This window comes from Mycoplasma sp. 'Moose RK' (assembly GCF_015708155.1).
GTDB lineage: Bacteria > Bacillota_I > Bacilli_A > Mycoplasmatales > Metamycoplasmataceae > Mesomycoplasma.
The window spans coordinates 275,315-296,423 of the sequence record NZ_JADDYD010000001.1 but is presented as its reverse complement, the minus strand read 5'-3'; the positions used below and the strand labels follow the sequence as shown (position 1 = coordinate 296,423).

The 21,109-nt window shown below is 29.7% G+C and carries 18 protein-coding genes and 1 tRNA gene; 12 read left to right on the top strand and 7 right to left on the bottom strand.

Annotated elements, in window-relative coordinates; translation table 4 throughout:
- Window positions 1-4: 4 nt before the first annotated feature.
- The gene (locus IM807_RS01140; protein ID WP_196362750.1) at window positions 5-913 is read right to left on the bottom strand and encodes a lactate dehydrogenase; all 909 of its coding nucleotides are present in this window, start codon (window positions 911-913) and stop codon (window positions 5-7) included.
- 370 nt (window positions 914-1,283) lie between these two features.
- Between IM807_RS01140 and IM807_RS01135 the strand changes: the two genes are divergently transcribed.
- The 3 genes from IM807_RS01135 (at window position 1,284) to IM807_RS01125 (ending at window position 4,417) form a co-directional block, all read left to right on the top strand.
- On the top strand, window positions 1,284-2,291 hold the full coding sequence (locus IM807_RS01135; protein ID WP_196362749.1) for a hypothetical protein: 1,008 nt from the start codon (window positions 1,284-1,286) through the stop codon (window positions 2,289-2,291).
- A gap of 21 nt (window positions 2,292-2,312) precedes the next feature.
- Window positions 2,313-2,921 carry a tRNA (guanosine(46)-N7)-methyltransferase TrmB gene (trmB, locus tag IM807_RS01130; RefSeq protein ID WP_196362748.1) on the top strand — a complete coding sequence of 203 codons (609 nt, stop codon included), beginning with the start codon at window positions 2,313-2,315 and terminating at the stop codon, window positions 2,919-2,921.
- Between the two features lie 107 nt (window positions 2,922-3,028).
- Window positions 3,029-4,417, top strand: coding sequence for a M17 family metallopeptidase (locus IM807_RS01125; RefSeq protein ID WP_196362747.1), 1,389 nt, complete (start codon window positions 3,029-3,031; stop codon window positions 4,415-4,417).
- A gap of 80 nt (window positions 4,418-4,497) precedes the next feature.
- On the opposite strand, the gene IM807_RS01120 is transcribed toward IM807_RS01125, so the two are convergent.
- Window positions 4,498-6,057, bottom strand: a complete 1,560-nt coding sequence (locus IM807_RS01120; RefSeq protein WP_196362746.1) for an APC family permease — start codon at window positions 6,055-6,057, stop codon at window positions 4,498-4,500.
- A gap of 118 nt (window positions 6,058-6,175) precedes the next feature.
- Between IM807_RS01120 and IM807_RS01115 the strand changes: the two genes are divergently transcribed.
- Window positions 6,176-7,849, top strand: a complete 1,674-nt coding sequence (locus tag IM807_RS01115) for an Mhp366/Mhp367 family surface (lipo)protein (RefSeq protein WP_196362745.1) — start codon at window positions 6,176-6,178, stop codon at window positions 7,847-7,849.
- Between the two features lie 84 nt (window positions 7,850-7,933).
- Here the strand turns inward: IM807_RS01115 and hinT are convergent, their stop codons facing one another.
- The 3 genes from hinT to IM807_RS01100 are packed head-to-tail and all read right to left on the bottom strand — an operon-like array spanning window position 7,934 to window position 11,978.
- Entirely contained in the window at window positions 7,934-8,260 is a 327-nt protein-coding gene (hinT, locus tag IM807_RS01110) for a histidine triad protein HinT (RefSeq protein ID WP_196362744.1), read from the bottom strand.
- Window positions 8,261-8,268: 8 nt separating this feature from the next.
- Complete coding sequence (locus tag IM807_RS01105; RefSeq protein WP_230861149.1) at window positions 8,269-9,858, bottom strand: HinT-interacting membrane complex lipoprotein P60; 1,590 nt, start codon at window positions 9,856-9,858, stop codon at window positions 8,269-8,271.
- Between the two features lie 14 nt (window positions 9,859-9,872).
- Window positions 9,873-11,978 carry a HinT-interacting membrane complex protein P80 gene (locus tag IM807_RS01100; protein WP_196362743.1) on the bottom strand — a complete coding sequence of 702 codons (2,106 nt, stop codon included), beginning with the start codon at window positions 11,976-11,978 and terminating at the stop codon, window positions 9,873-9,875.
- A gap of 183 nt (window positions 11,979-12,161) precedes the next feature.
- On the opposite strand from IM807_RS01100, the gene IM807_RS01095 reads away from it, so the two are divergent.
- From IM807_RS01095 to ychF, 8 genes are all read left to right on the top strand, one after another.
- Window positions 12,162-13,499, top strand: a complete 1,338-nt coding sequence (locus IM807_RS01095) for an HAD-IIB family hydrolase (protein WP_196362742.1) — start codon at window positions 12,162-12,164, stop codon at window positions 13,497-13,499.
- Window positions 13,500-13,516: 17 nt separating this feature from the next.
- Complete coding sequence (locus tag IM807_RS01090) at window positions 13,517-14,479, top strand: DnaD domain protein (protein WP_196362741.1); 963 nt, start codon at window positions 13,517-13,519, stop codon at window positions 14,477-14,479.
- 2 nt (window positions 14,480-14,481) lie between these two features.
- Window positions 14,482-15,333 carry a hypothetical protein gene (locus tag IM807_RS01085; protein WP_196362740.1) on the top strand — a complete coding sequence of 284 codons (852 nt, stop codon included), beginning with the start codon at window positions 14,482-14,484 and terminating at the stop codon, window positions 15,331-15,333.
- A gap of 837 nt (window positions 15,334-16,170) precedes the next feature.
- Window positions 16,171-17,016, top strand: a complete 846-nt coding sequence (locus IM807_RS01080) for a hypothetical protein (protein WP_196362739.1) — start codon at window positions 16,171-16,173, stop codon at window positions 17,014-17,016.
- 182 nt (window positions 17,017-17,198) lie between these two features.
- Window positions 17,199-17,822, top strand: a complete 624-nt coding sequence (gene rpsF, locus IM807_RS04190) for a 30S ribosomal protein S6 (protein WP_196362738.1) — start codon at window positions 17,199-17,201, stop codon at window positions 17,820-17,822.
- A 47-nt stretch (window positions 17,823-17,869) separates the two neighbouring features.
- A complete protein-coding gene (locus tag IM807_RS01070) occupies window positions 17,870-18,406 on the top strand; it encodes a single-stranded DNA-binding protein (RefSeq protein WP_196362737.1) in 537 nt (178 codons plus the stop codon).
- A 22-nt stretch (window positions 18,407-18,428) separates the two neighbouring features.
- Entirely contained in the window at window positions 18,429-18,698 is a 270-nt protein-coding gene (gene rpsR, locus IM807_RS01065) for a 30S ribosomal protein S18 (protein ID WP_196362736.1), read from the top strand.
- 14 nt (window positions 18,699-18,712) lie between these two features.
- On the top strand, window positions 18,713-19,816 hold the full coding sequence (gene ychF / locus IM807_RS01060; protein ID WP_196362735.1) for a redox-regulated ATPase YchF: 1,104 nt from the start codon (window positions 18,713-18,715) through the stop codon (window positions 19,814-19,816).
- A 161-nt stretch (window positions 19,817-19,977) separates the two neighbouring features.
- On the opposite strand, the gene IM807_RS01055 is transcribed toward ychF, so the two are convergent.
- Window positions 19,978-20,778 (bottom strand): TIGR00282 family metallophosphoesterase, encoded by an 801-nt coding sequence (locus tag IM807_RS01055; RefSeq protein ID WP_196362734.1) that lies wholly within the window; start codon window positions 20,776-20,778, stop codon window positions 19,978-19,980.
- 95 nt (window positions 20,779-20,873) lie between these two features.
- A tRNA-Thr gene (locus tag IM807_RS01050) sits at window positions 20,874-20,949 on the bottom strand.
- Window positions 20,950-21,109 lie beyond the last annotated feature (160 nt).

Here is a 21,109-nt window from a genome sequence, read left to right as displayed (position 1 = left end):
TTGATTATTTTCTTAGATATTTACTAATTAAATCAAGCAAATCATTTTTTTGCCAAACAAATCTATTCAATTTTTGCTCATCAATTTGGTCAAGTTCAAGATTTTTAAGCTCAACCTGCCCAGTTTTGTCAATTTTAACTGGCAGCGAGAAAAAATCATTTTTGATACTATAAAAGGATTCAACTCAGCAATTAAGAAGAAAAAATTTTTCATCTTCGGTAATTATTGCTATTAAAATTTCGGCAATAATTAATGCTGAAAACAAATTTTTTCTGCTTTTGTGAAGAAAATTTTGCAAATTCTCGCTATTAATTTTTTCCAAAATTGCCTCAAATTTATCAATTTTAGAATCAGAAAAACCATTTTTTCGCAGATTTTTGCCGACAAAAAAAGCTTGAGAATAGTCGCCGAGGGCAAAAACTTGACCTTTTGTGGCTTGTTCGACCTTTTCAAGAGCTAAATTCAGCTCAATATTTTCCAAATTAGAACCAATTCCAAAGACTTTTTTGCCGATAAGACCAGTTGCGGCGCTGAAAATTTTGCACAAAATACCGCTATTATGTCCTAAAATGAAAGTGATTCCATTAAAACTTGCATGAAGAACCTGGTAACTAATTTTGTAAATTCACTCCGCGGTCTCCAACGCTAGATCATTGAGACTCATTCCTGGAACTAAATTTTGGTCAGATTCAATTATTAAAATATTGGCCATCTTTAGTGAAGAAAAATCAGCAAATTTAATTTTATTTTGGCACTTTTTGTGATTAATTAGTAAATTGAACTCGTCAATTATTGTTTTTGCTTTTGCAAAATTGTGGTCGATGATTAAAAAATCAGCGTTGACCTTGTTTTGAATTAACATGTAAATTAAATTTGTTGTTGTTTCAGTGATACCGATAAATCCAATTAGCATAATTTTCCTTAAAATTCAGTAACTTTTGCTATTTCTGGCTAAAAAGTTTGCATTTCTGATTAAAATTATAAAGATTCTCTTTTTTATATTATAAGGCAACTTTTGTTTCAAGTGGAATTCAAAAAATCTTTTTCCATAATTTTTGCATAAAATCTACTTTCAAGCGCAGTTTTTGCCTAAAAAACCCTCACTAAGGCAAGTGTAAATTCAGGATTTCCCTTTCTAATAAAAAATACTTTTTTATTTGTTGAATTTTTTTGTTTTATTGTATAATTCTAATCTATATGCGTAAATTAGTTTTGTAATTTCTTGCAAGATTTGAAAAATTTAGGAAAACTGCATGCTTGTTTACATATGGAAAGGAAAAATCATGGCAAATTTAAATAAGAAAAGGTCAGATAGTTTACTTCAAAGCGACGTTTTTTTTAACGAGCTGTTTTTTGGTTTGTTCGGATATGGATTTTGGTGCTTAGGCCGTTTTGGTCTCGCAGTGGTTAGATTTACCTTCACAATAACTGGAATTCTCTTTATTATGATCTCACAACTAATGTTAGTGAATTCACCAATTCAAGACAAAATTTTCAATAACATGACAATTTTGACAATTGCGGGAGGTGTAATCCTTAGTTTGTCATTAATTTGAAATATTGTTACTTTAGTAATGGTTTTCACAGCTGACATTCGTGATGGTAACGGTGTTAAAATTCAGCATTGAGGGACTGATGTTGAAGCAAACCCTAGTTTAGAGGAAGAATTTGAGTATCGCCAAGCAGAAATTCTACTCAAAAACCAACCTGATCAATCTGAAGGAATTGTTTTAATTGACCAAAACACAGAAACTACTGATGTTAGCAGTAATGTTTTCGAAACTTCAGTAATCGAAACTTCTGATCTAAATGAACCTGAAGCTGTTAATATTTATTCACCGCCTGAAGCTGTTGTTACTGAAGATGTTCACGGGCAAGCTACCCAACAAGCATCACATGCATCAATTTATCAAGAATCAATTTACACTTCTGACCTTAATGAGGAAGAATTAGTTGAAAATCCGCTTTATTTCTCTGAAACAATTAGTTCAGTTGTTCCGGCTGTTGAGCAATCAATTGAAGAATTTGACAAAATGTCTTCGGAAGATTTCTCTTCAAATTCACCAATTGTTAATATTGAAGAGAATGTTGAGATTGCTCGTCAAATTGAAATGATTAACGCTCAACAAGTACAAACTAGTCAATTACATATTGCTCAACAAGTAGAAATTCCGTTTGAAAAATTACAACATATTCACCACACCACCTTTACTCTCGAAGAAATTGAAAGTGGAATTGTAGATGAGCACATCGAAATTCGTGGTCAACATAATTTTGGTTTGCACAGTTAATTTTTTCTAAATTATTGCAAAATGCGCCTAAGAAATATTCCTAATTCCCTTGAAAAAATTCAGGCATCAAATTTTCTTGCAAATACACCAATTTTGATAAACAAATCCTGAGTTATTGAAATTGGCATGGGAAAAGGTGAGATGTTAACAAAATTAGCTTTGCAGAATCCTAATAAAATCTTTTTGGGAATTGAAAAATTTTCTTCTGCTGCTGTGAAATCATTAAAATTTGCGCAGCAAAACGATTTAAAAAATTTTTTTATCTTGATTGCAGATGCAAAGATCTTGCCAACTGTAGTTAATGGAAAAACTGATGAAATTTGGTTAACTTTTCCAGATCCATGGCCAAAAAATCGTCATTTTAAACGCCGATTGACATACAAATTTTTCCTTGATATCTATTCAAAATTACTGTCAAAAAATGGAATTTTGAAATTAAAAACTGATAATAATAAATTTTTTGCTTTTTCTGAGGAATCATTAATCGAAAACGGTTGAAAAATTATTTACAAAACTGATAATCTAGCCAAGTCACATTTAGCAAATTCGAATGTGCAAACTGGATATGAAATAAAATGAACTCAAAAAGGCTTTAAAATTAATTATCTTGAGGCAACTTATATTAAATAGAACTTCTAGATTTTTTGTTATTAAAAAAAACTATTTTTTTTGAAAAAAATATGTTACAATAATTCATATACAAATTATCTTTGGTTCAAAGTGAGGAACATCTAAATATGAAAAATTTTTCCGAAATTTTCATCAAGTACTCTAACAAGTTTGAATCTAATAAAATCACGATTTCACCTGTTTTTTCCGATTCCCAAATTCCAATGTTAATCGAAACTGATTTAGCGATTACTGAATATTTAGAACAGCAAAAGGCTTACATTAATTTGGGATCGAGTAATAAGGAAATTTCTCGCGACCGATATCGCAAAATTGCTTCCAAATTAACTATGTATCCGCGTGACATTCAAATTGATTTGGATAAGTTTCCTAAAAACTTTCTTCGTTATTTGATTGAAGCGGTTGCTTTTGCACGTTCAGATATTTTTTCTTTAAAATCAGATGTTGTAAAACAGAGAGCAAAATTTCGTGATATTTTAGTCGTTTCTAACTATTTAGATGATCTTAAGCCTATGATTGAAAAGCACCAAATTATTAATAATGCAGTTAATTACGCACGTTTTTACCAAAATATGCCACCAAACATTGCAAATTCTGAGTTTTTAGCAAAAGAAATTGAAAGAAAAATTGCTGATAACCCAAAATTAACTGTAAAAGTTTTGGGCGAAACTGAAATTCGTAAACTAGGAATGAATTTATTGCTTTCAGTCAACCGAGGTTCAACTTATGAACCAAAATTGGTTGTGATTTCTTATGAAGGTTTACCTGGTTCCCATTTTAAAACTGCTTTTGTGGGAAAAGGAATCACTTTCGACTCCGGTGGTTACAATATCAAAACTGGGATGCACATGAATGACATGAAATATGATATGTCCGGTGCGATTATTTGTGCAGCTGCAATTGATGCGCTTTCTAAGTTTGATCCGCTCACAAATGTTGTCGCAGTTTTACCATTAACTGACAATCGCTTAAATGGTGATTCAAGCACTCCTGATTCAATTTGGAAATCGATGAATGGTAAAACTGTTGAAATCAATAACACTGACGCTGAAGGCCGGTTAATTCTTGCTGATGCAATAACTTATGCAATCCGTGAGGAAAAAGCAACTGAAATAATTTCAGTTGCTACTCTCACAGGAGCAATTCGTGTTGCTCTTGGTGACACTTTTACAGGCGCTTTTTCAAATGATGAAAAAATTTGAAAAATTTTCAATGAAGCTTCAAAAGAAACTGGCGAATTAATTTGGCGTTTACCACTTCACCCTGATTTTGCACAAAATATCCGTGATTCACGTGTTGCAGATCTCAAAAATACTGATTTTTCAGGTAAGGCCGGTTCATCATCAGCTGCAATGTTTATTTCAGAATTTGTTGAGAATAAACCCTTTTTGCATCTTGACATTGCATCCACAGCACTTGTAAAAAATCTGCCAACCGGAGTTATGGTAAAAACTTTGATTGAATACGCACTACTCAAGGCTCGTGTTGAGGAATAATTGTAAAACCATTTTTTAAGCAAAAAAACACCCTACTTTTGTAGGGTGTTTTTTTTACAATTGAAAATAAAAAAACTCTTTTATTTTGTTTGTTCAACTTGTTCAATTTTGGATTTTTCAAAATTGTCATAAAGTTCAATTTTATCAACTTTTTTTATCAAAAAGCGATTAATTATTGGAAAACTAAAGAAGACTGCAATTTGGAAAATGAAAATTAATAATCTACCAATGTTAGTTAGAATTAATGAATGACTTGCGAAAACACCTGCTTCTGAATTTTCAAAAGGTTTATTTATTACACTCTCAAGATTTGAATAGACAAATGCACAAATCACAATTAGTATTAATGCTATTGAAAATATAGTTGAAATTCAATAGAAATACTTATTAATTTGTTTGTTAGGGTCGGAAATTTCTTTCCTTTTTTTACAATATACAATGATAATTATCATATAAACAGCAAAAAAGATTAATGAAGGAAAATTTGACATTGAATCTATAATTACATCTGACCCAAAACCGAATCCAGAATTGTCTTTCAAGGGCAAAGGTACTGCAAGCGATGGTATAAAAACAATTAGCGCCCAGAAAAGAAAAGTTAAAATAGTGTAAATAATTGTGACTTTTAATTTACACATTTTCTTTTTTAATGTAAATGAACCAAAGATTGCGTTAAATTTTATAACATCTTTCATTTGGTTAATGAATTGAGCATTTATTGCATTTAATACACCAAAGGCAGAAATCAATAGGAAAAATGAGACAAAAATATTAACATAATCGGCAGCTTTTTTTGGAAAAACATCTTTAATTAGATCAGAAATTGTGCCCTTATTATGTAGAATGGATGACAAACCAATCAATGTGTAAACAATAGCAATTAAAATCATTCCAACTGTAATAATAAATGGAACTCTTTTTTTTGCCTTATCAACTTTGTTGTGTAAAGAACCAACGGAAAGAAAAGAATCATAGGCAAAAAGCACAGCAGGAAGTGCTAAAATAAGGCCAGAAAAACTAAAATCATTATTTTTTTCAGGAGTTGAAATAGTAATAAAAGCATTGCTTCCATTATCATTAAAAGTTTTAGGAAAAAAAATCCCAGCAAAAAGTGCAATAACCAAAGGAATAAATTTTAAAACTGTTGAAATTAGAGCAAAATATCCTGATGCCTTTATTGAATAAAAATTCAAACCAGTAAAAAAAACAAGAAAAACAAGCCCGATTATTAAATGTACATAAAATGGCAAATTTAATTTTGTTCCTGATGCAATTTCAATAAACCAAATCATAATTTCAGAAACAAAAACCGATAAAATAAGGCTTAAAAGACCGAGATAATAAAAAGTATAATTGAAAAGTGTCGCATATCCGGCTTTTTTTCCTCCAACTTGATAGGCTCAATTTGCCAATCCGTTTAGTCTTGTTTGTTTTAAAAAGCTAATTTCTGAAAAATTAATTGCTGCAAAAAGTGAAATTAAACCACCAATAACTCAAGCAAAAAGTCAAGCATAACCATTATGGTTAGTGATACTTCCAACAGTTGCATTTTTAAAGAAAATCCCAATGCCAACAACTGAGCCCACCATCATTGAAAGTGCAGCAAAAAAACCTAATTTTCGGGATTTTTTAATTGTCATAACACCTCTTTTCATACTAATAAACATAAATTTACTAAATTATATTATAAATAAATAAAATTTCAAATATTTAATTGTAATTTTGGTAAAATTATATAATTAATTTTTGGATGGAAAAATGACAAAAAAAATAAAAAAATTCTTTTTTTTAATAGGTCTCATCCCTTTTTTGTCACTTAGTTGCACAACAAAAATCAACTTAGATTCAAAAACAACTATTGAAAAAGACAAAAAAACAGAGAAAAAAGTTGAAAATTCTAATGCTGATTTACCAAAACCTGAAAAATCTGAATCTTCGATCATAAAACCAAATCAGGAAAAAGCGCCTGATTCAAAAAAGGATTCTCAAAGCGAAGAAAATAAAAAAGAAATAAAACAACCAAATCAGGAAAAAGCGCCTGATTCAAAAAAGGATTCTCAAAGCGAAGAAAATAATTTAGATTATAATACAAAATCAAACTCAGTTTCAGAAACAAAAACTGAGTTTGATTTTGTAAAAGTAAATCATCGATCGCTTTTCAATTTCAAGCCAGAATTATTGTCTGATGCTGAAAAACCCGTGATAAAAAAGCCATTTTTTTCAAAAGGCATTGAACAATTTTTCCTAAACAACTCACAAAAGGCGATAAAAAAAGAAAATGATTCAATGTTTCTTGGGCAAGAAAACAATAAACTTAAAGTCTATTTACTTGATAAAATGCGTCCTAATTTGGTTGACTCAATTCAAGCAAAAGCAAATTATTTTAGTTATTTCAATCCACAATCACTTTCAAGATACTATAATTTGCGTTGGTTCGGTTATGATTCCTTGCCTATTGAGGATAAAAAATTTTTTGAAATTTACACAAGAAATATGAGGTTTTCATCAGGAAGTGCGGTTTTTTTGAATGCAAACAGCCAAAAAGCAGCATTTTTAACTAACAGACATGTAATTTTTCCAGGTCGATCAAGTAATTTACCATTTTGGGAATTGATGAATAAAAAAACAAATGGAAATTTTTACCCAAGTTTGAGATATTTTCTCCGCTACTATGATGACTATAAAATTAAAGAACTAGATAATCGCCCGCTTTTACAGGCTTGACTCATTAAGGAAAGAATTGAAAAAAGCAAAAAAAATAACCAATTAAATGCAAATTTTTTAAATTCAGCTTCAGAAAATGCATTTGCAACAAATTTGTACAAAAATTATTTTGAACTTGCCAATTTTGACAATGAAAATCTTGATGTTGCAGTTTTTTATTTTAGTTATGCAAAATTTATTAAAGATGTAGATTCACTAATTGAATTTTATCAAAAAAACAAAACAACATTTTTTACTCAATCTTCAGAAAAATATTTGCTAAGTAGTTTTGATAATTTTATTTCTAGCTTTGCTGATTTTAAAAAATATTGGGAAAAAATTCACAAATTTCCACCATTAAAAATTTCAGATCGAACCTGAGGTGATGGTGATTTTGATTTTACAACGAAAATTGGACTTTTTTGACCAAATGATATTAATGTTAAAAATATTTTTAAGGGAATAAATTTTCGACAAGATATTGAGAATCCACGGATGATTGCAGCTAATTTTTTTGCAACAAATGGTCCAGGAGCTTCAGGCAGCGGAATCTACAATACGGATGGATCACTTGCTTTTATTAACCGTTCAATTCTGACCGTGAATGGTGATGTAAGTAGGCTTTTTTACGACCAATATGGTCTAACTTCACACCTTACATCAGGTCTTGCCCTAAAAACTGATAGATATAATTTGGTGGAAAAAATTCAAAAACTTTATCTAAAATAGTTTTTGAATTTATTTTTAGATAGACATTAGCAAACATTTCTTTTTTTAATGCAAAAAAGAAATGTTTTAAGTTTTTTTATAAAACTATTTATAAAATGGAATAATGTGAACGTGGGTATGAAAAATTGTTTGTGCAGCGCTTTTTTCATTATTTACTAACAATTTAAAGCCAGTTGCACCAAGTTCTTTAATTTGTTCTAGAGCTAATTGTCTTGCCTTTTGCATTAAATAAGCTAAGTCCTCGTCACTAATTGTAAATAAATTTCGTGAATATTTTTTTGGAACAACAAGAAAATGACCTGGGGAAGCGGGGAATTTGTCAAGAAATGCAATTACTTTTTCGTCTTCAAAAATAATTTTTGCAGGAAGTTCTCTGTCAATTATTTTTAAAAATAATTCTTTATTTTCCATGTAAACACCTATTTTTCCTTAATTATTTTATCAATTATTTCAGTTTTATACCCTGTTGATTCAAAAAAATTTTTTGCATCCTGAAAAATTCCCGTTTGGTCAGCCAAATATAATGAATATGCTAATATAGTTTTTTGAACATCAGTTTTTCAAGGAGTGTTATCTAAAGAAAAATAAACCTTTTTTCCTGAAGAATCAGTGACAACTTTATCATACAAAGGCGCCAATTTATTAACATATTTTACCGAAATTTTTGATAAATCAGGTAAAGTTGAAGGAATTCCATCACCAATGGTAGGCAAATTATTGCCATTTGTATTGATCTCAGGGTTAAAATAAAATTTTTTTTCGTCTCAAGAGATTTGAGCGCTATAAAAATATTTTGCTGAACCTATTTTAATTTCAACAATTGCGGTTATTAATTTATCTGAATTTAAATCAGGAAAAATTCTTTGAATTTTGTATTCAATACCAGAAAGATTTCCGCTTGTTTTAATTTCAAGATCCGAAATTTCTACTTTATTGTTAGTATTTTTTTTATCAAAACCATCTTTAAAAACAACTGGAAAAATTTTTGCTTTTGCAAAAAGTACAAAATTTTTAATTTGGTCAGATGACCAAATTAAATTGGTTTGTGAATCGAAAAAACCAGATTTTACCTGGCCTTGAGTTTTCAAATCCTTAATTTGAAAACTCAAGTCACCCTGATTAACATTTTGGCGGTACAAAATGCCTGAATAACCAAGTAATAATGAAGAATCTAAACTGTCATTGGTACCTAATTTTTCAAATTCTTGTTCTTTTCGAGTTGATTTTGAATCAATTTTTTCACTTCGTAAAAAATTATTAAATGAATTTACGTCTTTCACTGATAGCTGACTAAAAGTACTAATGCTATTTTGATCATTTGATTCAAATTGCCAAATTTGTGCTGGACTTTTGTTTAGCATCAAGTAAATTAGAAAAAAATCTGGTGAGTTAGGGTCAATACTTTGAAAAAGTTCGCGAATTGATGATGGGCTTTTATCAGAGATTCCATCCTTGTAAATTTGCGAGTTTTCAAGCAAACTTTTGTCAGTTAACTGTGTTAAATAACTACGAACTAATAACATTTTATTAATAGTTTGTGCAATTCCGGTTGCAAAATTTTTATAAAGAATTATAAAAGCTTCACTATTAAAAATTTTTTTGTAACCTGCTTGCGCTGAAAGTGTGGCAAATTCGCTTGTGGAAAGCGCATTTTTATTCTGCAAATCTGCAATTAATTTTAAACTATAAGTTGGTTCAAGACCAACCTGATAATTTTGGTAAAAATCAAAGGCTCTTTTTGCCTGGGCAAAAAAAGCTGAATTTGTGTTTGCAAATTCAGCATCAAGGTTTAAACTAGATGATTTAAAGAAATTTTCTGCCAAAATATTTTTTACATATTCATTTTCAACAAAATTTTTGGCATCAGTTGAGGACAATTTCCTATCTTCTTCAGCGCGTTGCGTTGTTGTAACTTCAATTGTACAAGATACCAAAGCAAGCGGGAACGAAGTTAACAAAAAAGTAACAAAAAGTTGCTTTTTTTTCATATTTTTCAAAAAAGTTTTCACTGATTTCCTTTCACCTAGCGCCTAAATTGGAACAAACTTTCCAATTTGTCAATGATTGCTTGGCGCAATTCTTTATTAGGGTTTCCCGCCAATTCCCACCGTTCAGCTGCATTGTTATAGTGAAAATCAGCATTTAAATTATTCAAAGTTGCATTAGTAATATAGTCTTGTAATTTGCCATTTATTCTTAAAACTTGATCTAAAATGTAAAAATTTAGATAATTCTTTGCGGCCTGGGCAACTGAGGATAAAAAATCGCTTTGTTCCTGCTCAGAAGCGGTTTTTAGCTGTTTTTGGTACTCAGGATCGTCAATCAATAGCGCCTGAATGAAGTCATTATTGGAAATATCAGCAAAAAGTTCGCTTAAATTTATGGTTGAATTCTGCTTTGGATCCAACTGATTATTCGCATTTAATTGCAATTGTTTTTTGATAATTTCATTAAATTGCTCAATAGAGGAAATTTTTGTTGTAGCTAAAACTTTTAGCCCTTTTGAATCGCTGATAACTTTTAAATTGTTACCTATTTCATAGACAGATTTTATTCTTGTGTCATTTGCGCTAGCCGCAAAGGTTTCCAAAAACGCTTTTCCAGCTTCCTTGATTTGGTTCTCAGAAAGCCCGTTAATAAACGATTTTAATCGTTGATTTAAGGCGCTAATTTCAGAAATTGACTTTGAATTCAAAGAAGAAGGGGCAACTAAAATGCTTGGCGCATCTTTGAAAACACTTGTTTTTAATTTTTCAAACAAGATTTTGCTAAAAAGATTCGTTTTTTGATTATTAGCAAACAAATTTGGCATGAAAGCAAAAACATAACTTGCCTCATTATTATTTAAAAGTTGATTTAAAGAAACAACTGGTAATTCGCCAAATTTGCTAGCATTCTCCTTATTTTTTTCATAAATAAGTGTTGACAACAAAATTTTGTCTTGTCTATTTTGAACAGGATCAGTGGAATTTCCCCCCTGAAATTTTTCAATCAACTCTAAATTATTAGAAACATTTTTTGCAGTTGAGGAAGTTGAATCAGCAACTAAAATCTTGTATGCCAAAAGTTGTTCCAGAGTTTCTTTTGTTAAAATTCAAGGTGCTTTTGCATCTTTGTCATTAGGTTTAGCATTAATGCTAATTTGGGAAATTTTGTAAAAATTAAAATTTCCCCGCAAAGGTGCTGATGCATCAAAGTAGATTTGCTTGATTATTTTTTCAGGATTCATGTAATCTTTTATGTAAGATTGACTAAGAAAAGCAGCAACTTTTTGATCCTTTATTTCCAAATCCTTTCCTGATTTTGGCGCAGAAATATCAGGAACAAAAGCATTTTTTCCAAGTTCAATCAAACCTTTAAATAATTTATCACCTTTTTTGAAAACAACAATTCCTTTTTCATCCTTTATGTCATCTTTCAAAATTCGATCTTCGATGTCGCTTTTTGTAAAATTTTTGTTAAATTCAAGTTTGAACCGTGAAAAAGCGATTTCACGTGCATTCGAAATTGTCAAAGCATCAACTGCCTGATCAAAATTGATGGCACTATTGAAGCGCGGGTCAGAATTCAAATATTTATTAAATTCTGACTCCCAATTGTTAAAACCAAAAGTTCGCTGGTAGCGGGAACGCTCATCTTCTAAATATTTTTTTTGCGACTCACGGATTTCTGAAAATGATTGCAAAGAAAATTTCCTTGAATTTCCGGTGGTTTTTTCGGAATTTGTGTTTTCCCATGCAGACTGAAAAACTTTGGAAGCATAATATTCTTGATTATATAGAAATTCAATTAGATTTTTTTGTGCTTTCAAAAGATTTTCACGCTGTTTTGCATTTGTAGAATTAAAAATTGCCAAAACATCACTTATTTTTAGGTTTTTTGTTGATTTAGGCGACTTAAAAATTACAGCATCATCATTAGGATTTCGTTTGTTTAGCAAATTATTTTTCTGACTTGAAAAATAAAGTGGAATCCCAATTCCAAGACCTAAAGTTAGTGAAAAACCACCAATTCCCAGCGATGTTAGCAAAATCTTTTTTGTCTTTGATTTTGCAGGTTTTTGTTCATTTTTTTGTTTATTTTCAGAATTCAAATTGGCAATTTTTTGGAATATATTCTGTTTTTTCATATAAAATTTTCGGTCCTCTGAAAATATAAAAAATTATTTTATAATTAATGTTTTAAAATCAAAATTTAATCGCTTTATTATTCTAAAAAAATTAGAATTAATAAAAAACGATTATCATAACTGATAAATCAAGCACTAATTTTATCATGATTTTTAATATAATTATAATAAAAATATTGAAACATGTGGTATAAAATTGGTTTTTTTGATTTAGACGGCACACTTTTGGATGTTAAAAGTGGAAAAAATGCGCAAGTTTCTGCGCAAAATCTTCATGCAGTGCAAAAATTGGCAAAAGAATGCTCAATTGTAATTTCAACAGGTCGAAAATTGACTGCTGAAGTTGTCAGAATTGGCGAAAAAATCAGCGCTAAATTTTACATTTGTCTTAATGGTGCTGAAATTTTTGACAAAAATCTTAATTTAATTAAAACTTGAGAAATCAAGCACGAAATTTTTGTCGAAATTATCAATTTGGCAAAAAAGTGAAAATTTGCAATTGCATTAAACTCCGAAACTGCCTATTCTGGTAATTTTTTTAAATTTTTATTTCAAAAATTTTCAAAATACAAACTTTTATGTTATAAGGATCTAGAAATTCCAAAAAAATTAAATAAAATTTCAATTTTTTCACTTTTTCCGCAAAAAGTGAAAAAATTTAAAGAATTTCTTGATAAAAAATTTGCTCACCAATTGCAAATTTGTATTGTAAATAAAGGTTTTACCCTTGAAATTACGGATCAAAATGCGTCAAAAGGCGTTGGTGCTTTTTTTGTTGCTGACCTTGAAAAAATTAGCCTTGATCGAGCTTTTCACATCGGTGATTCAGATAATGATGTTTCTGTAAAAGGTATTGTTAAAACTTTGATTGCAATGAAAAATAGTTCAAAAAATTTGAAAAAAACCGCTCATTTTATAGGTTTTTCTAAGAAATTTGGGGTTGCAAAAGCGCTTGAAAATTTTATTTTTAAGCCTAAAACTGCAGCAGTTGTTGGTAAATATGCAGTTGGAAAAACCACCTTTTTGAAAAAAGTTGAAACCTTTGGATATTCAGTTTTGTACACTGATGATTTTTTTGCAAATTGCTATCAAAACAATGGTGATTGTTTTCTAAAAATTAAGAAAATAAGACCTGATTTTGTCAATCAAAATCATATAAATAAAAATAAAATTCGTGATTTTATGGTTTCTTCCCAAGAAAATCGCGATTTAATTGAAATGGAAATTTACCCAATATTGGAAAAACATTTAAACGAAAATTATTATCATTTTGTTGAAATCCCTAATTTGTGAACTAAAAATGCCAATTTTTTGAAATTTTTTTCAAAAATTATCTGAATTGTTACCGATGAAAAACAAAGAGTTTTGAACATTCAACAAAAAAAAGTTGAAAAATCCATTTCGGCAAAAAATAGTTTGTTAAATGAAATAAAAATTGAATTTTATGATGTCAAAATCTCAGATAAAAAGTGGAAAAAAGCACGATTTTTTCCAAAATTTTTTCGAAAAGTTTTCAAATAGTTGTAAAATTAAATGCTATGATGCAAGGCTACTTTGTAATTTCAGAACACAATTTCACAAATGAAGATATAAACAATTTACTTTATTTTTATTTTCCACTCATTAAGTCAGAAGGTCTAACTTTGTACCAGTATTTTTTGAGTATTAAAAATAGCAATCAGGCAATAAATTATGATTTTTTAGAGCAAATTTTCAAAATTAACTCTGCTACTTTTCACAAAAATCGCATAATTTTAGAAGCTGTTTATTTAATTCAAACCTTTTATGATAATGATTCAAAAAAATATATTATTGCTCTAAAAAAGCCACTTTTCCCGATTCAAATCAGCAAAAACCCGTATCTTAGACCTTGTATTGTTCAGAAAATTACAAAACCAGTTTATGAAAATTTATTGGCTTGGTTTATAAAACAGGATAAAAAACCGCAGAATTCCTTGGTTGATTTGCATAAGTTAGCAAATATTTCAAAAAAATTTTATGAAGTTTTTGATTGTAAAAAACCCGAAATCCAACTTCAACAACAGGACTTGTTACTTTTTCAAGGTGTTGAAAGCAACAATGCAAAAAAAGTCCTTGATTTTGAAAATTATCATTTTTATTTAACAAAGGAAAAATTACGCCCACGTTTGAAGCAGATCTTATTACAAATTCAAACTCAAAAAGACTTTTCAAACCACGCAATTAACTCTGTAATTGAATATTGCTTCAAAGTGAACGGTAAAATCATTAAAAATTATATTGAAGTAATTCTTGATGATTTGTGAAAAAATAATATTAAAAGTGGCAGCGATGTTGAACTTGAACTTTCACAAATTTATCAGTCAAAGATGAAAAAAAGCAGTTTTCCTGCAAATAACTTTCATTTAGATGAAAATTTTTATGCGACTAAAACTGCAGAATCAACAAAAAAAAGCACCTTAAAATCTGAAGATTTAGATTGAATTTTTAACGAATTAAACTCCGGAGAAGGCTGGATTTAACAATGAATTTGGACTTTATTAACAAATCGTTGAAGGAAAAAAGCGATTATAATTTGGATTATGAGATCGCTTGCAAAGATGAAAAACTTGCTCAATTTATTAAAAAATTGCAAATTAGCAAAACCGAATTTGAACAAAACCTTGATCTTTTTTTTATTGGTTGACTCCATAATGACAAAAATCAAAAGTACGAAATAGTTCGAAATGAATATACAAATAAATTAGTTAGCAAAATTACTGCAATTTACAGCCCTTCAGTTGAACAAAAAAATTTTGCACAAAATTTTTTATTGCCGGAAATTAGCTTTCATAATTATGATGATTTTATTAATTTTTTTAAGGAAAGAAGAGTCGCCTTGAAAAAGTTACCGCCCCTTAAAAATTACAAACCAACTTTCAAAAATATAATCCAAAGGGATAAATTGATTTATTGGCGAGGCGGTGATAGCATCATTCGCAGTTATTTATTGAAATCGTTTGCAATTATTTTCGCCCGAAACAACATGAGAGTTGCCTACTTTAATTTAGCAGAATTAACATCTTTTATTATTGAAAAAAAAACTAATTTAACTAGCAAATTGAAGGAGGTCGACGTTCTAATTATTGAATTTGATGTCCTAAATAGCTCCACAAATTGGTTTTTATCTGATTTAAGAATTATTTTAATTGATAGGATTACAAGTAAAAAAATCACTTTTTTAGGTTTTGATTCCGATTTTCTTGATCAAGAATATGGTTCTAATTTTCATTATTCTAAAAAGAATAAAATTCAATTAATGAAAAAAATGATAAATTTGTTTGAAACATATGGAACTTCTGATTCGATTTGAAATGATTTTATAAAATCTGACTAATTTTTTGCTTTAAATTTTCTTGAAAATTTGTAAAAAACTAGAAAGAAAATATTGATTTTATATAGTATTTTTTTTTTTTTTTTGAGAAAGTTATTGAATTATTAGTGTTTTTAAGTTTAAATTCTAAACTTACTAAGACATTAAGATTTTTTTTAAGTTTTTATTTTAATTATTTGATATAATTATTTATAAAATATATAAAACGTTAAAAATATACAAATTATGATTTGCTATTTAAATAAATTTTTTATGGGGGTGAGTAAGGATTTGACAATTATAGAAATCTTTTTGAATGCAGTGGTCTGGTAGACCATAATACCAATTTCTAAATTAAAACGCAAAAAATTTAAAAAAACAAACTAGCACAGTAGATACTGACTTTTTAGTTTCAAGTTCAATTAGTAATAATTACTCCGCTGTTTTCTAGATACGCTTAATACAAAACTTTAATTCTTCTTGTTACACTTCTTTTTTATTTTTTTGAAACATTTCAAAAAAATAATAGTGTAAAATTCACAATTTGTTAAATTACCAATTAATATTATCCTTCGTAATTTCTACTTAATTGGTTCACCTTATTAAACTCCTTATTATTTAAACTGTAGATTTCATTAGGTTTTTATTTTTGGATCGGGGTTCGACTCCCCGCACCTCCACCATATGAAAAAGAACCTGATAATTCCAGGTTCTTTTTCTTTAATGAAAATAAATCAATTCATAGATTATAATTTTAATATGGAATTTTAAGAATAAAATTAGTACTTTTTATTTTTTATCAATAATATTGTAAATTTTGTTCTATAATTATTTAGTAAACAAAGGTTTTGTGGAGGATCAATGATTTGAGAAAATCCCTTTAAAAATGAAAAAATCCCTTCAATTAGCGACTTGTGGCAAAATGAAAAAAAATTATATCGAGTTTGAATTTTTACTTATCCAGTCTTGCTAGTTTTAATGGGAATTTTACTATTTGTACAGTTATTTTTAAATTTTGACCTTCGAAGTTGAGGACGCACCATTTCAATTTTATCGATTATTTTAATTATTTTAACACTTTTCTACTATGTTATTTCAATTTTTAGTTCTTACCGAATGAAAGATTTTGCAAGTATTGGCAACCAATCTTTCGTCACAGTATTTTTTGCGCATGTCTTGTCATCAATTTCAATTCTAAATTCAACCATCTTGATGGTTTGGCATTTAACTCCGCAATCTGATAGTTTCATTGGAATTTTAATTACCCAAATTTTGCTTATACCACTTAATTTTTTTGTTATTCCTTATTTTTATAAGAAAGTTATTAAAATAAAATCAATCTTTAAACTTTCACATTCATTACAAGTTTTTGAAAAGCAAATGGAGCAAATGAAAAAAGACCCTCAAACTTATTCAAAAGTCATGGATATCTTTAGTTTTGCAGAATCTAAAAATTCAAATTTTGCAAAAACTAACCAAGATACTGAAAAACAAAACCCGCAATCAGTAGAAAATTCTGATTCTCAAAACAATGAAATTAATTTAAGACAATCAAAAGAGGAAGAAATTCGGCTTAGATTGCAAAAACTAGAAGCGCCAGTTCTTCAAAAATTAGCACAAAAATTGGAAATTTCTGGTTACACTGAACTGAAAAAAGAAGAACTTATTAATCTTCTAGTACGAATTTTGTCGCAACAAGAAAAATAATTTTCTTGTTTAAAATTTAAATTTTTGCAAAAAAAGCAAAATTTGTGCTATAATTTATGTTATCCTATTTTCTTGAAAAGTGAAAACTAGGACTTTGCTTTATGCATTTGTGGAATTAATTTTTATAAATTATCCTTGGTTAATTAATTTAGATTGACCCGTATAGCCCAGAAGGAGAAGAAATGCCAAAATATGAAATTATGGTGATTTTGGATCCAAAAGCAGAATCATCGGTTTTAGAAAACCTATTTTCAACTGTTTTTGGAAATCAAGCAGCAAAAAAATTGCAAAAACTCGAGTTGACAAATCTTGCTTATCCAATTAAAAAATCGTTGACTGGCCAGTATTTTTTAGCAAACTTACTGATTCAAACAGACTTAATTGATGAATTTATCCGTCGTGCAAACATTACAAAAACGGTTTGGCGGTACTTAATTATTAACCTTGATTCAGAAAAAGGATTTGGAAAAAAACCTAAACCACGTATGAATCGCGTTTGAAAACCTGGTTTAAAGCGTGAAAATGGTGATAGACAGTATTTTCAAAATTCAAAATTTAATAAACAAAATATTGAGAATTTAGCAGTTGATGCAACTCAGCAAATTGATTTTTCTTCAATTGAAAAAAATTTTGAAACTAACAACAATCACAACAATTTTCGTCGTGCAAATTCGCAACAAAATTTTTCTAGATCAAAAGCAGGTTTTGCAAATCAAGACTCATTTGAAAATGGAAAAAAAGTCGCTAAAAAGGGATTTAGATCGGAAAATGATGTTCAAAAATTTGTTGAAAATCGTGATAAATAGGCAAAAAACAATAAAACTTTTATTTTAGGGAATTTTAAATTCAACAAATGAACCGAATAATTTTGATTGGGCGAATTTCATCAAGACCCACTTTTTTGACAACAAAATCAGAAATTCCTTTTATTCGTTTTTCGCTTGCTGTTTCTCGCCGAAGATACAGCCAAGATGCAACACCAATTACGGATTTTATTCCAATTGTTGCATGACGACAAAATGCTGTTTTACTTGACAAATTAGCGACAGTTGGAACTTTAATTGCGATTGAAGGTAGTCTTCAAAGTAACCGTGTAATAAGTAGCACAAATGCTTACTTAACAAATTATGAGGTTCATGTTGAAAACTTTGAAACACTTGAAACTAAAGAACAACTAGAAATGCGACGCCAAAAACTAACCCAACGAATTCAAAATCCCACTTTTGAATCACCACTTGATTCTTTTGATGGTTCTGCACGGAGGAAACAAGTTTCCCCTGATTTTGCTGATTTTAGCGATGAAGCTGTTACAGATAATAGAACGGATTCGCTTGAGGATCCGTTGGCAGACTGGGATATTGATGCTCTTGATCCTGAAAATCTTGAGTAAATCTTACTAAAGGAAGTTAATTATGAACAAAAAATATTTAAAAAAATATAAAAAGAAAATTTGCCAATTTTGCGAAGCAAGATCAGTTTATATTGACTACAAAGAGGTCGAAGTGCTTCGACGCCATGTTAATAATTTTGGTAAAATTCAGCCATCCCGGATTTCAGGAAATTGCGCAAAACACCAACGAAAATTGGCTTTAGCAGTAAAACGAGCACGTTTTATGGCACTTTTACCTTTTATTGGCGAAAGAGTTCGCGGTAGTTACGATAAATCTCGCATTAACAACTAATTTCCAGTTAAAACATGAATTTAAAAGCAGGAATAATTGGCTTACCTAATGTTGGTAAATCTTCCCTATTTTCAGCACTTACCAAGTCACAAATCGAGATTGCAAATTATCCTTTTGCAACAATTGAACCCAATATTGCGACTGTTGAAATTCGTGATCCGCGATTACAGAAATTGGCTGATCTTGTTCAACCAGAAAAAGTTGTTTTCCCAACTTATTCTTTTGTTGACATTGCCGGTTTGATCAAAGGCGCAGCAACTGGTGAGGGTTTAGGTAACAAATTTCTTGCTAATATTCGCAATGTTGACTGTCTTGTTCATGTTGTTCGTTGTTTTCAGGACTCTGAAATCATTCATGTCAACAACCAAATTAACCCGGTTTCTGATGTTGAAACTATCAATTTTGAACTAATTCTTGCTGATCTTGCAACAATTGAGTCAATTTTATCCAAATTAAGTCGTAGAGTCAACAATGTCGCCAACAAATTAGTCAAAATTGAATTTAACTTGGCAAATAGGGTAAAAAAGCATCTTGAACTTGGAAAACCCGTTCGCAATCTGGAAATTAGCGACGAAGAATTGCTAATTTTGAAAAATTGGCAACTTTTGACAACAAAGCCAGTTTTATATGTAGCCAATCTTGATCAAAAGTCAATTCTTGTTCCTGAAAAAAATCCTTATTTTCAGGATTTGAAAAACTATTTGCAAAAGGAAAAAAGTCAAGTAATTCCGCTTTGTATCCGCATTGAGCAGGAAATTTCTGAACTCAACGCAGACGAAAAACAACTTTTTCTAGACGAATACAAGTTGGACAAATCCTCACTTGATATTCTAGCGCTTCATAGTTTTCATCTTTTGGATCTAGCTACTTTTTTTACTGTTGGTAAAAAAGAAGTCAGAGCTTGAACTTTCAAAAATAACACCAACGCGCAAGACTGTAGTGGCATAATTCACAGCGATTTTCGCAAAAAGTTCATCCGCGTTGAAGTCATTTCCTATGAAGATTTTGTTGAATGCGGTAGTGAAAAATCTGTCAAAGAAAAGGGAAAAATGCGCCTAGAAGGCAAGGATTATTTGCCCAAGGACGGCGAAATTTGCCACTTTCGTATCGGAAATTAATTCATAAATTAGCAAGGATTTTTAATTTACACAATTCAAAAAGTAGGTGTCGTACGACACCTACTTTTTTCTTTTTGGCTCTTTAAAATTGTTTAACTGCAAAATATGTCTGAAATTCAATGTTTTTTTAAACTTCAAAAATTAAAAAAACATTGAATTTACTAACTTTCATAAACATTAATCGGGATAATTTTTTGCTTTTCAAGATTCTGATTCAACTCCAAAATCACGCCATTAAATTGGCATTTATTTGTTGAAGTATGAAATCTCGTACTTTTATTATAACGGATTCGCTGGTAAACGTCAAGAAAACTAACCCCAATTGCATCATTTGTAGGTCCAGTCATACCAACATCGGTAATAAAAAGTGTGCCAAGTGAAAGTTGTCGCGCATCCGCAGTTTGAACGTGAGTGTGAGTTCCTAAAAGAGCATTAATTCGGCCATTAAGATAAATCGCTAAAGTATTTTTTTCACTTGTTGTTTCGGCATGGAAGTCGACAATGTGAAAATCGGCTTCATCCTCAAGTAAAATTTTATCGATCGCATCAAAAAAATTATCAGCAAACTGCTGATTTCAAGGCTTAACTAGTTTGTTAAAAGCGACACCAAGAAGTGAGGTAATTCGGAAGGTTCTATCGTTTTTGACAATAATTGTGCTTCCTTTTCCCTGGTATTCATGGCCAATATTTAAAGGGCGAACAATGTCATCATTCTCGATAATAAGGTTAATTTCCGGATTTGATCATACATGGTTACCAACTGTGAAAATGTCAACCCCAATTTCCTTTAAATATAGGTAATCTTCGCGATTGAGGCCTTTGCGGCCAGTGATATTTTCGGCTTGAACAATTATAAGGTCAAATTTGTAATCTTTTTGCAAGATTTCCAGTTGTTTTTTAAACATTCTAATTCCCGGTGCACCGAAAATATCACCAACAAACAAAACAGTTGCTGACTTCATTTTTTCAAAATTCCCTTTAAGATTTTAATTAAAATATTGTAACTATTTTTAATTAAAAAAGATGCTAGAAAAAGCATCTTTTGGCCAAATAGTCATGGTGCCAACAACAGGAATCGAACCTGCGACCCCATCCTTACCATGGATGTGCTCTACCGACTGAGCTATGATGGCACATTTTTGTTAATAAACATTATATCAAATATTTTATCAAAGGGAAGAAAATTTGCAAATTTGTCAAAAAGCGAGCAATAATTCCTATTTTTTCCATATTTCCATCCTTTGTGGTAAAATTTTATTAAAAGCAAAAATTTTTCTTGTGAAAAAAACTTGA